The 12,582-nt window shown below is 72.1% G+C and carries 14 protein-coding genes and 1 pseudogene; 8 read left to right on the forward strand and 7 right to left on the reverse strand.

The features are described from left to right. Window positions 1–11: 11 nt before the first annotated feature. Entirely contained in the window at window positions 12–431 is a 420-nt protein-coding gene (locus JDY09_RS08050; RefSeq protein ID WP_274716418.1) for a hypothetical protein, read from the forward strand. Here the strand turns inward: JDY09_RS08050 and JDY09_RS08055 are convergent. Continuing rightward, window positions 428–964, reverse strand: coding sequence for a GNAT family N-acetyltransferase (locus JDY09_RS08055; protein WP_274716419.1), 537 nt, complete (start codon window positions 962–964; stop codon window positions 428–430). The two genes, JDY09_RS08050 and JDY09_RS08055, sit on opposite strands and share 4 nt — an antisense overlap. Before the next feature lie 17 nt (window positions 965–981). Here JDY09_RS08055 and JDY09_RS08060 point away from each other — a divergent pair, with 17 nt between their 5' ends. Next, a complete protein-coding gene (locus JDY09_RS08060) occupies window positions 982–2,217 on the forward strand; it encodes a M20/M25/M40 family metallo-hydrolase (RefSeq protein ID WP_274716420.1) in 1,236 nt (411 codons plus the stop codon). Between the two features lie 43 nt (window positions 2,218–2,260). Here JDY09_RS08060 and JDY09_RS10010 read toward each other — a convergent pair. After that, window positions 2,261–3,390: pseudogene (locus JDY09_RS10010) on the reverse strand (citrate synthase 2). Window positions 3,391–3,443: 53 nt separating this feature from the next. Between JDY09_RS10010 and JDY09_RS08075 the strand changes: the two are divergent. Continuing rightward, complete coding sequence (locus JDY09_RS08075) at window positions 3,444–4,085, forward strand: O-methyltransferase (RefSeq protein WP_274716423.1); 642 nt, start codon at window positions 3,444–3,446, stop codon at window positions 4,083–4,085. A gap of 47 nt (window positions 4,086–4,132) precedes the next feature. On the opposite strand, the gene JDY09_RS08080 is transcribed toward JDY09_RS08075, so the two are convergent. Further along, window positions 4,133–4,375: a hypothetical protein gene (locus tag JDY09_RS08080; RefSeq protein WP_274716424.1), complete on the reverse strand. Its 243-nt coding sequence runs from the start codon at window positions 4,373–4,375 to the stop codon at window positions 4,133–4,135. Between the two features lie 18 nt (window positions 4,376–4,393). Here JDY09_RS08080 and JDY09_RS08085 point away from each other — a divergent pair, with 18 nt between their 5' ends. The 5 genes from JDY09_RS08085 to JDY09_RS08105 are packed head-to-tail and all read left to right on the forward strand — an operon-like array spanning window position 4,394 to window position 9,454. Beyond that, entirely contained in the window at window positions 4,394–5,299 is a 906-nt protein-coding gene (locus tag JDY09_RS08085) for an AAA family ATPase (RefSeq protein ID WP_274716425.1), read from the forward strand. Continuing rightward, a complete protein-coding gene (locus JDY09_RS08090; protein ID WP_274716426.1) occupies window positions 5,296–6,732 on the forward strand; it encodes a VWA domain-containing protein in 1,437 nt (478 codons plus the stop codon). Before JDY09_RS08085 ends, JDY09_RS08090 begins: the two co-directional genes overlap by 4 nt. Beyond that, window positions 6,729–7,562: an ABC transporter ATP-binding protein gene (locus JDY09_RS08095; RefSeq protein ID WP_274716427.1), complete on the forward strand. Its 834-nt coding sequence runs from the start codon at window positions 6,729–6,731 to the stop codon at window positions 7,560–7,562. The genes JDY09_RS08090 and JDY09_RS08095 overlap by 4 nt, the downstream gene beginning before the upstream one ends. 18 nt (window positions 7,563–7,580) lie before the next feature. Continuing rightward, complete coding sequence (locus JDY09_RS08100; RefSeq protein WP_274716428.1) at window positions 7,581–8,366, forward strand: ABC transporter permease; 786 nt, start codon at window positions 7,581–7,583, stop codon at window positions 8,364–8,366. Next, window positions 8,363–9,454, forward strand: a complete 1,092-nt coding sequence (locus JDY09_RS08105) for an ABC transporter substrate-binding protein (RefSeq protein WP_274716429.1) — start codon at window positions 8,363–8,365, stop codon at window positions 9,452–9,454. Before JDY09_RS08100 ends, JDY09_RS08105 begins: the two co-directional genes overlap by 4 nt. A 9-nt stretch (window positions 9,455–9,463) precedes the next feature. Here the strand turns inward: JDY09_RS08105 and msrB are convergent, their stop codons facing one another. The 4 genes from msrB to JDY09_RS08125 all read right to left on the reverse strand — a co-directional run bounded on the left by msrB (window position 9,464) and on the right by JDY09_RS08125 (window position 12,571). Continuing rightward, the gene (msrB, locus tag JDY09_RS08110; protein WP_274716430.1) at window positions 9,464–9,895 is read right to left on the reverse strand and encodes a peptide-methionine (R)-S-oxide reductase MsrB; all 432 of its coding nucleotides are present in this window, start codon (window positions 9,893–9,895) and stop codon (window positions 9,464–9,466) included. Window positions 9,896–9,904: 9 nt separating this feature from the next. After that, window positions 9,905–10,909 carry a hypothetical protein gene (locus tag JDY09_RS08115; protein ID WP_274716431.1) on the reverse strand — a complete coding sequence of 335 codons (1,005 nt, stop codon included), beginning with the start codon at window positions 10,907–10,909 and terminating at the stop codon, window positions 9,905–9,907. Continuing rightward, window positions 10,899–11,234: a hypothetical protein gene (locus JDY09_RS08120; RefSeq protein WP_274716432.1), complete on the reverse strand. Its 336-nt coding sequence runs from the start codon at window positions 11,232–11,234 to the stop codon at window positions 10,899–10,901. The genes JDY09_RS08115 and JDY09_RS08120 overlap by 11 nt, the downstream gene beginning before the upstream one ends. A gap of 209 nt (window positions 11,235–11,443) precedes the next feature. Beyond that, window positions 11,444–12,571, reverse strand: a complete 1,128-nt coding sequence (locus JDY09_RS08125; protein ID WP_274716433.1) for a GNAT family N-acetyltransferase — start codon at window positions 12,569–12,571, stop codon at window positions 11,444–11,446. Window positions 12,572–12,582 lie beyond the last annotated feature (11 nt).

Consider the following 12,582-nt stretch of genomic DNA (forward strand, 5'->3'; position numbering starts at 1 on the left):
CGCGTGCAACAGTGACGCGAGATCCCGACACCACCGGCTCGTCACGAGTGCGGGCGGCCGCCGCGACGATCGCGCGCAACGCCCGCCTCACCTGGCGACGCTGGCGCAACGAACAGCGTGTCGTCGCGGTGCTCGCCGCGCTCCTGATCGCCAGCACTTTTGGGCCGTTCTCGCTCGTCGAGCTCGCCCAGGCGGTTGTGGCGGTCGCCTTGCTGGTGCTTCTATGGGCGCGCGCCAACGGCAAAGCCTTCCACCTCCCCGGTGGCGACGGCACGATCGTCGCTGTCGCCGGCGGCTGGCTCGCGTTTTTGATCCTCGTGCGCCTTTTCAGCCGTCCGCTCGGCCAGAGCGTGCTGGCGCTGGCGTGCGCGCTGCTGTTGGTGGCTGTAGGCGTGCGTGAGCGGTCGCGCGGCAGCGCGTTCCACCGCTAGCTCCGCTCGTCACCAAGGCCGAGGCGCATGCGCAGCCAGTCGCCTCTCGTCCCCTCGGCGCGAAAGCCGTGGCGCTCGTAGAAGCGCTGCGCGCGCGCGTTACCGGAAGCCACCGCCAGCCCGAGCGCTCGCGCCCCGCGCGCCCGCGCGGAAGCGACGACAGCGCGCAGGAGCAGCGACCCCACGCCCTGCCCATGTAGGTCGCGCACCACGACTAGCTCGTGAAGCTCGGCCTCGATCCCGTGCTCGCCGCTTTCCCAGCTGCGGTGACAGCCGGCGAACCCGACCGCGCGGTCGCCGGCGAACGCGACGAGGAAACCCCCTGGATCGCCCCGCCACAACCAGCGCACGTACAGCGCCACGCGCCGGCGACCGCTGTACGCGTAGCGCTCGAGCCCGCGGTAGGCGTCAAGGTAGACGTCGACGAGTTCGCGCGTGCGGGCGCGCAGGGCGCCACGGTCGAGGGTCGCGACGGTCACGCCGGACGGCGCGCGCGCGAAACCCCTGCCGGTGTGCTCGCGCTCGCTGCCCACGTTGGTTGAATCCTGGCGTGACCGAGCAGCCGCCGCGCCCACCGCGCCCGCTCGAGAGCAGCGCCGAGCCCGCGCTCGCCGCCTGGCTGCGCGACGAAACGCTGGCGCTGGCGAGGCTGCCGTCGCCGTCGGGGACAGAGGGCGCGGTCGCCGAGCGCGCCTCGGCGCTGGCGCGCACGCTGGGGCTCGAAGCGAGACCGCTGCGTGCCGGCGACGGCACGCTCGCGGCGGTGGTCGTCACACCGCCAGGGGCGAGGGGCGACACGTTCGACCTCGTGCTCTGCGCCCACCTCGACACCGTGGCGCCGCCGCCGGAGCGCGTCGGTCCGCCGCTCGCCGACGACCGCTGGCCGGCGCGCCCGTACGCCGGCGGCGGTTGGGTCGCGGGGCTCGGCACGCTCGACGACAAGGGCGGTGTCGTGTGCGCGCTGGCGGCGCTGGCACTGTCGGCGGGCGACCATGGCGGGCGCGCCGAGGGCGACCGCCGAGCGGGCGATCACGGCCAGGGCGCGACCCCCGCCACAGCCGTCGTGCTCACCTGCGACGAAGAGGAGGGAGGAAGCGGATCGGCGGCGGTGGCGCAGTCGCTGCGCCTCGAGCGCGCCGTCGTGATCGAGCCCACCGGGCTCGCCGTCGCTGCCGCGAGCGCCGGCGCGTTGGAGGCGGAGGTCGAGTTCACCGGTCTCGCGGCGCACGGTTCGCTGCCCGAGGCGGGCGACAACGCGGCCGAGCGGGCGGCGCGCTTCGTCGCCGACCTCGCCAAGCTGCCGCTCGCCGCAGCCCAGCACCCGCTCCTCGGGCGCGCACGTGCAAGTTGCCTCGAGATCACGGGCGGGTGGCGGTCGCTCTACACGATTCCCGACCGGGCGCGGGTGCGGGTAGAAGTTCGGCTCGTGCCCGGCTGTTCCGGCGAGCGCGCCGAGGCCGAGCTGCGCCTGGCAGCGGCTCGCCGCGGCGGGCGTGTCGAGGTGCTCGACCGTTCCGACCCGTGGTCGTGCGAGGGGTGCGAGCTCGCGCGCGCTCTCGAGCAGGCGCTCGCGCGCGCCGGTGTCGAGCCCCGCCGCACCGGTATGCCGAGCTGGACGGACGGGCACAACCTCGTCGCCGGCGGCTGTCGCGAGGTGGTGGTGTTCGGCCCGGGCGACCTCGCACTGGCCCACACGCCGACCGAGCGGGTCGAGCTGCGCGAGCTCGTGCTCGCGACACAGGCGCTCGCCGAGCTCGTGCGCGACGTGTCCTTGCGCCGCGTCTAGCGCCCGGCACAGAGCGCCCGCTAGCTGCCGCGGCGAGCGCGCGTCAGCTGTCGCGCAGCTGTCGCCAGCGATCGGGGTCCCAACCGGGGACCGCCGCCGCCGGGCGCCGCTCGGGGCCGACGTAGCGGGCTGTGGGGCGGATCAGTCGTCCGCTCCGTTTCTGCTCGAGGATGTGGGCCGACCAGCCGGCGACCCGCGCGCAGGCGAACATCGGCGTAAAAAGCGCTGGCGGCACCCCGGCGAGATCGAGCACCACCGCCGACCAGAACTCGACGTTGGTGGCCAGCACACGGTCGGGCTTGCGCGCAGCGAGCTCGTCGAGCGCCGCCCGCTCGAGCGCCTCCGCCACCTCGACACGGGGCGAGCCGAGCTCGCGGGCGGTACGCCGCAGGACGCGGGCGCGCGGATCCTCGGCGCGGTAGACGCGGTGGCCGAACCCCATCAGACGCTCGCCGCGGTCGAGTACTCGCCGTACGTAGCGCTGCGCGTCGCCTTCGCGCGCGACGTCGTCGAGCATCTGCAGCACGCGCGAGGGCGCACCGCCGTGGAGGGGACCCGACAGCGCACCCACGGCTGCCGACAGCGCAGCGGCGACGTCGGCACCGGTCGAAGCGACGACGCGAGCGGTGAACGTCGAGGCGTTCATGCCGTGCTCGGCCGCCGCGATCCAGTAGGCGTCGATTGCCCGGACGTGGCGTGGATCGGCCTCTCCGCGCCAGCGGATCAGGAAGCGTTCCGCGATCGTGCGGCCGCGGTCGACCTCGGCTTGCGGCACCGGTGGTTGCCCCTGGCCGCGCGCCGACTGCGCGACACGAACGAGAGCGCCATCACCGACACGCGTGCCAGCTGCTCGCGGGCGGTGGCGAGGTCGACGTCGAGCAGCGGTCGCAACCCCCACTCGGGGCCGAGCATCGCTAGCGCTGCCTGCAGGTCGACGCGCGGATCACCGCTTCGGACCGCGAGCGGATGGGGCTCGGCCGGTGGCAGGCCGGGCTCGTAGCGGTCGTCGACGAGGAGACCCCACACCTTCTCGTAGGGCACGACGCCGACCAGCTCTTCGATGTCCACACCGCGGTAGCGCAGCGCCGAGCCGGCGATATCTGGCTCCGCGATCTCGGTAGCGAAGGCGACGACACCTTCGAGACCTGGCGGCGCTTCGATCGGCTGCGACATGAGCGCGCAGCTTACGCCGACGCTCCCGACAAGCGGCGAGTAGGGTCGTGGTCGTGGCGATCCTCGACCCAGCCGTCGCGCGATATCTCGAGACCGTCGCGCCGCCGATCGATCCGCTCTTGGTCGAGATGGAGGAGCTTGCGCGTCGTGAACGCATCCCGATCGTGCACCGGCCGACGGGCGCGCTGCTGGCGTTGCTCTGCCGCTTCCGCGACCCGCGCGTGCTCGAGGTCGGCACCGCGATCGGGTACTCGACCGTCCACATGGCGCGGGCGCTGCGCTCGGGGCGGATCGTCACGATCGAACGCGACCCGCAGCGGGCACACCAGGCGCGGGCGTTTCTCGATCGCAGCGGCGCGGGCGACAAGGTCGAGATCGTGAGCGGCGACGCGCTAGAGGTCCTCGGGCAGCTCGCCGGCTCCTTCGACCTGCTGTTCCTCGACGCCACCAAGGTCGAGTACGGCCGCTACCTCGAGCTCGCCACGCCCCTTCTCGCCGAAGACGCGCTGGTCGTCGCCGACAACGCGCTCGCCGACGGTTCCGTGGCCTGGCCCGACGAGCGCGAGAGTGGCTGGGATCCCGAGCAGCGCCGTGCGCTGCGCGAGCTTACGCGCACGCTCGTCGACTCGCCCGCCTGGCAGGGGGTCGTGGTGCCGATCGGCGACGGCGTCGTCGTGGCGGCGCGGCGCAAGTAGCTCGGCCCGTGGACGGGCGGTGGCGAACCTCCATACGCGCCCCGGTATCAGCGCACGAGGTGCAGCGCGAGCGGCAGGAACACGGTTGCGAGCAGCACGAGCGCGACACCTGCCGCGACGAGCGCGCGCAGCTGGAAGAGGTGGCCGGCGACAGCGATCGCGAACCCCACGGCGAAGGTCGCGACGAAAAAGCTCGGGTCGACAGCAAACCCGCCGCTTTGCTCGGGCAGCTTGGCGAGCGGGACGACCCGGGAGGCGCGCGCGAAAAGAACGGCCGCTGGCAGCACCACGCAAGTATCCTTGCCGCGATGCGCGACGGGTTCAGCTCCGCGGACGACGCGCGCGTCCGCCTGGAGCAGGTCGGCTATCTGGCCGACGACGCCACCGCGCTCGTCGCCTTTCTCGCTGCGCGGCTCGGCAAGCCGGTGCTGGTCGAGGGCCCGGCCGGCGTCGGCAAGACCGAGCTCGCCAAGGCGCTCGCACGGGCAACCGACCGAAGGTTGATCCGCTTGCAGTGCTACGAGGGGCTCGACGAGGCGAAGGCGCTGTACGAGTGGAACTACCGCAAGCAGCTTCTGCGCATTCAAACCGAGGCGCGCGAGGCCGGTTGGGAGCAGGTGCGCGACGACATCTTCGGCGAGGAGTTCCTGCTCGCGCGGCCGCTTCTGGCAGCGATCCGCAGCGAAGACGCGGCGGTGCTGTTGATCGACGAGATCGACAAGACCGACCAGGAGTTCGAGGCGATGCTGCTCGAGATCCTCTCGGACTTCCAGGTCTCGATCCCCGAGCTCGGCGTCGTCTCGGCGCGCACCCAGCCGTTGGTCGTCTTGACGTCCAACGACTCGCGCGAGCTGACCGAGGCGCTCAAGCGGCGCTGCCTGTACCTCTGGCTCGACTATCCGAGCGTCGAGCGTGAACTCGAGATCGTGCGCCTGCACGAACCCGACCTCGACGAGCGGATTGCGCGCAAGCTCGTCGAGATCGTCCACATGGTGCGCCAGCTGGATCTGAAGAAACCGCCGTCGATCGCCGAGTCGATCGACTGGGCGCGCGCCCTCGTCCTGCTCGGCGCAGCCGATATCGATCGCGCGCTGCTCGAGCGCACGCTGTCGATCATCCTCAAGCACCGCGCCGACCTCGACGTCGTCGCGGAACGGATCGGGCTCAAGCTCCCCGAGCTCGCCCCGCGGCGAGCCGGGGCGGGCGGACCGTGAGCGGCCAGGCGCCGCCCGCAACAGGCCCGTTCGGGCGGCGCTCACCGGCACCCGGTGGCGAGGGGATGGCGGCACGCATCGCCGAGTTCTGCGACGAGCTGCGCAGCGAGGGCCTTGCGGTCGGAACGTCGGAGATGCTCGATGCGATCGCCGCTCTCGACGCCGTCAGCTGGCGCGACCGCGTCGTTTTCCGCGAGGCGCTCGCCGCCACGCTCGCCAAGTCGCGCGGCGACCGCCACGTTTTCGACCAGGTGTTCGATCGCTTCTTCTTCCGCGCTGTCGAGCGCGCGGCGGTCGAGCAGGGCGTGCGCGAACAGTCGCTGGCTGCGGCCAGCGCCGAAGCGCTCGACCTCGACATCGACACGCTGCGCGAGCACGTGCAGGCGGCGCTCGCCGACGGCAGCGACGCCGAGCTGCGCGACCTGGCGCGCCTGGCGGCGGCTGCGTTCGGACGGCTCGGCGAGGGCTCGGGGGTGGTCGGTGTGGACGTGCAGCGGATCCGCCGCACGCTCGGCTTGCGCAGCGAGCGCGGCGACCAGGGCGGGGAGGTGCACGTCAGCCACGATCGCTTGCGCCGTTTCGAACAGCTGGTGCGCCGCGAGCTCGAAAAGCAGGCGATCGAGCGCACGGGCCAGCTGCCGCCGAAACGGCCGCTGCGCGATTTCGACCGTGCGCTGCCGAGCACGCCGGCCCAGGACCTGGGCCAGGTCCACCGTGTGGTCGGACAGCTCAAGCGCCGGCTGGCGACGGAAGGACGGTCGTTGCGTGGGCGGCGGCGCTCGGCGGTGGTCGATCTGCGCCGCACACTGCGCGCTTCGCTCGAGACCGGCGGCGTGCCGATGACGGTGCGCACGCGGCCACGCCGGCCGCGGCGCCCGAGCCTCTACGTGCTCTGCGACGTGTCTACCAGCGTCACCTCGGCGAGCGTCTTTTTCCTTTCGGTCCTGCACGCTCTCCACGACCAGTTCCGGAAGTTGCGGTCGTTCGTGTTCATCGAGCGGATCTCGGAGGTGACGGACGTGTTCGCGAGCGAGCGCTCGTTCGCCGAGGTGTCGCGAAAGATCGCGAGCGACGCTGGCGTGGCCGACGTGTCCGGCTACACGGACTACGGTCGCGTGTGGCTCGAGTTCCGCGACACCGTCGTCGACGACCTCGATCCGCGCTCGACCGTGATCGTGCTCGGCGACGCCCGCACCAACGGTCGCGATCCGCACGAGCACGCGTTCGCGAAGATCGCGGCGGCTGCCGGCCGCACGTTCTGGATCAACCCCGAGCCGAAGCTGTACTGGAACTACGGTGACTCGGTGATGGGTGTGTACGAGCCCTACTGCGATGGTGTCTTCGAGTGCTGGACGACGCGCCAGCTGGAGACGTTCGTGCGCGCGGTCGCGCAGCCGGGCAGCGTGACGCAAGCGGCCCGCCGCCGACGGTGAGCAAGCCCACCGCCGCGTTTCGCACCGCTTCGCGGGACGCCGATCCGGGCGAGCGCGCGCCGGCCGGTACGGTCACGGTCGCAAACGTAAGCCACGGTTTCGGCCGCGGGCGCGACCATCTCGCTGTGCTCGACGGCGTGTCGCTCGAGGTCGAGGGCGGCGGCGCGCTCGCGCTCGTCGGTCCGTCGGGTTGCGGCAAGTCGACGTTGCTCGAGCTCGTCGCGGGTCTCGCGGAGCCGCAGCGCGGGGAGATCTCGGTGCTGGGGGCGCGCAGCGCCCGCGAGCGCCGCGAGCTCTGCGTGTACATGCCGCAGCGCGATTCGCTGTTGCCGTGGCGGGACGCGCTCGGCAACGCCGCTCTCGCGCTCGAGTGCCGCGGTGTCGCGAGGCGCGAGGCGCAGCGTCGGGCCGCGCCCCTCTTCGGCGCTCTCGGCCTCGCCGGCTTCGAGCGCGCGTGGCCGCACCAGCTGTCGGGCGGGATGCGCCAGCGTGTCGCTTTCGTGCGCACGCTGCTCGCCGGAAAACCGGTGTTGCTGTTGGACGAGCCGTTCGCGGCGCTCGACGCGCTGACGCGCGTGCGCTTGCAGGAGTGGCTGCGCGGTGTGCTGGCGCGCGAGCGTCGCACTGTCGTGCTGGTGACGCACGATGTCGAGGAGGCGCTCTTCCTAGCCGACCGCGTAGCCCTGCTCTCGCCACGTCCGGCGCGGGTGCTGCGTGTTTTCGAGCTCGGCCCGCGCCCGCCACGGCGACGCGATCTTTTCAGCGAAGAGCGCTTGCGTGCCGTGTACGCACAGGCACTCGAGCTGCTGGCCGACGCAAGCGAACGCTGAGCGGCAAGCTTGCGGGCGGTGGGAGTGCGATCGCCACTGTTCACGCGTGCGCGGCTGGGCCGTCTGGCAGCGGTCGTCGCCCTGCTCGGCTGCGCGCTCGCGCTCTGGCAGTTCGTCGCTTCGCTACCGGGGGTCGACGACCTGACGCTGGCTTCGCCCGGCGAGACGTGGGACGCGCTGGTGCGCGACCGCGACCTGCTTGCGAGCGAAGCAGTGATCACGCTCCAGGAGGTTGTGCTCGGTCTGGCGCTCGCCGTGCTCGTGGGAGTGAGCGGCGCTGTGGCGATGCACCTGTGGCGCCCGCTGCGCGACGCCGCCTATCCGCTGCTTGTCGCTTCGCAGGCGATCCCGCTGGTGGTGCTAGCACCGATCTTCGTCCTTGCCTTCGACTACGGGATCGGGCCGAAGCTCGCGATCGTCGCGCTGATCTGTTTTTTCCCGATCGCGGTCAACGTCGCCGACGGTTTGCGCGCCGTCGACCCGGATCTCGTCAAGCTGGTGCGAACACTGGGCGCCGACCGTTGGCTCGCTCTGTGGCGGGTCGAGCTTCCTTCCGCCCTCCCCTACTTTTTCAGCGGTTTGCGCGTAGCGGCGTCGGTGGCGGTGATCGGCGCGGTGTTCGGCGAGTGGGCTGGCGCCGACCGCGGGCTCGGTCGGCTCGTGCTTCTCGCCAACAATCAGCTAGAAACCGCACGCGTGTACGCAGGCGTGGTGGTGCTAGCAGCGATGGCGGTGGCCCTCTTCGGCGCCGTGGCGGCGGCGGAGCGTGTCTTCTGTCCGTGGCGACGGGAGGTGGCTAGGTGAGCTTGAAGGCGAGGGGTCGCCTGCAGTCTTGTGCACGCTTCGACTCGCGGCTGCGATCGCTTGGCCGCGCGACCCGGTTGCGCGCGGCGACCGTGGCGGCAGCGCTGGCGGTGGTCGCCCTCGCGACGAGCGCGTGTGGCGAGAAGCGCGAGCGCGTTACGCCGGCCGGCGAGCGGACCGTGACGGTGATGCTCGACTGGTTCCCGAACGCCGACCATGCCCCGATCTACGCGGCCGAGGCGGCGGGATATTTCCGCCAGGCCGGCCTGCGCGTGGTTCTGCGCGCCCCGTCCGACCCGTCGGCGCCGATCCGCAGGGTCGCCGCGGGTCGCGTCGACCTGGCGGTGTCGTACGAGCCAGAGGTGTTCCGCGCCGTCGACCGCGGGCTGCGCGTGCGTTCGGTGGCCGCGCTCGTGCAGCGTCCGCTCACTTCGCTCGTCTGGCTGCCGCGGGCGCGGATCCGCGGGCCGCGCGATCTCGCCGGCAAGCGCGTCGGCTATGCGGGCATCGACTATCAGCGCGCCTACCTCGAGGCGATCGTCGCAGCGGCGGGCGTAGACCCGGCGCAGGTGCGCGTGCGCAACGTCGGTTTCGGGCTCGCACCGGCGCTGCTTACGGGCAAGGTCGACGCCGTGATCGGCGCGTTTTGGAATTACGAGGGCGTGCAGCTGCGTCTGGCGCGGCGCGACCCGCAGGTTCTGCCCGTTGATCGAGCGGGTGTCCCGAGCTACGACGAGCTCGTGTTCGTCGCCAACGCCGACGCGCTCGCGCGCGATCGGGCGAAACTGCGCGCCTTCCTCGCTGCCGTGGCGCGCGGCGAGCGGCTCACGCGCCGCGAACCTGACTTCGCGGTGCGGGCGCTGGTGCGGGCAAACCGCGACCTCGACCGCCGCCTGCAGACGGCAGCGGTGAAAGCGACGCTGCCGGCATTCGCCCCGCCCCGCGGCCGCCCGTGGGGCTGGCAAGATCCCGCCGAGTGGCGCGATTTCGGCGGCTGGCTGCACGAGCGCGGCATCCTGCGCCGCGCCCCCGACCCGACCGCCGCCTACACCAACGAGCTGTTGCCGGGCGGGGGAATCCAGCCGTAGCCGCGCGAGCTACGCGGACGTTCCCGACCCGCCCTCGAACTCGAGCGCCAGCGAGTTGATGCAGTAGCGCTGCCCGGTCGGGGGCGGCCCGTCGGGGAAGACGTGGCCGAGGTGCGAGGCGCAGCGGGCGCAGCGCACCTCGATGCGCACCATGCCGTGGCTTCGGTCCTCGCGGTACTCGATCGCGTCGGGTGTGATCGGCGCGAAAAAGCTCGGCCAGCCGGTGCCCGAGTCGAACTTGGTTTCGGAGCTGAAAAGCGGCGCCCGGCACGCGCCGCAGAGGTAAAGACCGCGCTCTTTGTTGTGCAAGAGAGCGCCGCTGAACGGCGGTTCGGTGCCGGCCTGGCGGAGGATCCAGTAGCGCTCCGGCGGCAGCTCGCGGCGCCACTCCTCTTCGCTTTTCTCGATCCGCTCCTGGCGTCGGGCTGGCTGTTCGCTCACGCCCCGACCTTAGCCAGCCTGGCACAACGGGAGGGCGCCGGCCGGCACCGGTGGACGCAGCAGACCGGCCCATGCCGCACGGGCGAGCAGCGTCGCGGCGAATCCGCGCAGCGGCGCGAACGGAGCGAAGAACTCGCGCACCTCCTCTTCGCTCGCCCGCCTGCCAAGTCCGCCGAGAGCTCCGACGAGTTTCAGGTACGCGAGGTCGGCGGCGGGCAGAGCGTCGGCGTCGCCGAGCCCTTCGAGCCGGGTTTTGGCCAGCGTCCAAGGGCCGACCCCCGGGATCGCGGCGAGGCGCGCGAGCACCCCTACTTGTCCCTGTTCGTGCCAGCGGGCGCGTGCGGCCGAACCGCTGTCCGCGCCCGCCTCGGCGCGCACCACCACCGCCGCTCCCTGCCGCAGCGTCTGTGCGCGAGCCGGTGCGAGACCGCATGCAGCGATCTCGGCCGGAGCGGCAGCGGCGAGGCGCGCAGCCGGCGGCGCGTCGCGCAGTCCGGTTGCCAGCGGTCCCGGCGTTCCGAAACGACGCACGAGCGCCCGCGCGATAGCGGCCGCCCGTTGCGAGTCGATCAGCTGCTCGCAGACGGCGAGCTGGAAAGCCTCGAACGGTCGCGCCGTACGCCGCGGCACTGCGAGCCACGGCGCCCGGCGCACCAGCGGCCGCAACAGCGAGTGCTGGGCGAGCTCGCGTGCCACAGCAGCAAGGTCGATATCAAGTCCCAGCGCGAAGCTCGCGTCCTCGAGCGCCCGCGCCCGCTCGTCGCCGCTGCCACCGACGGCTCGCAAACGCACGCCGCTGCGGCCAGGCCGCGCCTCGACCACAACGGTGCCGCACCCCACTGCCACTGCGCGCACGGCTCCGCTTCCCCTTCGCCGCCATGTACCGACGCCGAAGATCGGCGGCATCCGCCAGCCGTCGGGTACCGCGACGAGAACATCGCCCGACCCGACGGCCGTGACGCGCCTCCGGCGCGGGCGCAGGGCGAAGACCGAGCGGTCGCCGTCAGCGCTCACGCAGAAAGTGGATGTCGACGAGCACAGAGCGGCTCGCCGCGATCTCGACCTTGCGCCGCCGCCGACGACCGCGCCGCAACGACCGCAGCAGCCGCAGCGGGAGCCGCAGCGAGCGCACAAGCAGAAAAGCGCCGACGCCGAGCGCGAAACCGCCGGCAGCAGCTGCCGCCGCGACCGGCAGCGGCAGACGCTCGCGAACCGGTTCGATCGGCCGTGCCACGGCGAGCACGGGGAGCTCCCGCCCTTCGTCACGCGCGGATACGGCGCGCGACACCTGGCCGTCGACCGGGGTTGCCTGCGGCGCGCCGTCGCCTAGTTCGGGCACGCGGCCAGTCTAGTAACGGGGGCTGACGCGCGCGCCCACCCCCGAACACGCAGGCGGCCACCGATCGCGCCCGCGCAGCGCTACCCGTTGCGGCGCTCGCGCGCGGCGGGTGCCTGCCTACGCTAGGCACCGGCGCGCGGTCGGCGCCCCGGCTGCGGAGACCCCCGCGCTCAGCCACCCACCCCCTCGCCGCGTGGCTTGAGGCACAGTCAGCCGAGCGGACGCTCGTAGACGCGCCAGCGTTTAACGACCCGCGCGCCGAGGGCCTCTAAGGCCCGGTTCATCGAGCTGTTGGTCTCGAGGATCCAGCTCGCCTCGCCGCGGCCGATCCCGGTGCGCTCCGAAGCACGGTAGTGAGCCGCATACAGCCCGGCGGCGACACCGGTGTGCTGCCACGCTGGCTTAACGCCAAGAAAGCCGATTCGCACCTGATCGCACAAGCTGCGCCGACGGAGGTAGTGGACGAACCCGAACGGCAAGAGCCGCCCGCGCATGCGTGCCAACACGCGGTTGATGTCGGGGATAGTGATCGCCACCCCGACGGGCTCGCCGTCACGGCTTTCGGCGAGCATGAACCACTCGCGGTCGAACGTCAGCTGGAGGTCGAACCAGAGCTGGCGCAGGTCGTGCTCGTCGTAGGGCACGAACCCCCAGTTGCGCCGCCACGCCTCGTTGTAGATCTCGCCGAACGCCTGCAGGTCGCGCCACAACGAGCGTCGCGACATCGGACGGATGCGCACCCCGTGGCGCTCTTCGAGCCGGTCGGCGAGCCGCCAGATCAGCGGGCGCACCTTGTCGCGCTCCTCGATCCGCAACTCCCAGCTGAGCAGGTCCATCGCCTTCTCGAAACCGAGCTCTTCGAAAAGCCGCCGGTAGAAGGGCGGGTGCCAGGGCTGGCGGACGAGCGGATCGAGGTCGAAACCCTCGACCAGGATGCCGCCCTCGTCGTTGAGGGTGAAATCCATCGGCCCGACGATGCGGTCGCGACCGCGGGCGCGCAGCCACCCTTCGGCGGCGTCGACGAGGGCGCTCGCCACGCTCTTGTCGTCGACGCACTCGAAAAAGCCGAAGAGTCCCCAACGGTTGCCGTGAAACTCCGAGAAGCGGTGATCGATGTGGGCGCTGATGCGCCCCACCACGCGACCGCCGCGCCGCGCCAGGAAGTACTCAGCCTCGCCGTGGCGGAAGAAGGGGTTGGTGCGCCGACCAAGGTGCAGGTAGCGCTCGAGCCGCAGCGGGGGAACCCAGCGCGCCTCGTTAGCATGCAGCCGATACGGCAACGCGACGAACTCGCGTAGCTCGCGAACGCCTCGAACGGGGCGGACTTCGACGGACACGGCGCCGCACT

This window comes from Thermoleophilum album (genome assembly GCF_028867705.1).
Taxonomy (GTDB): domain Bacteria; phylum Actinomycetota; class Thermoleophilia; order Solirubrobacterales; family Thermoleophilaceae; genus Thermoleophilum.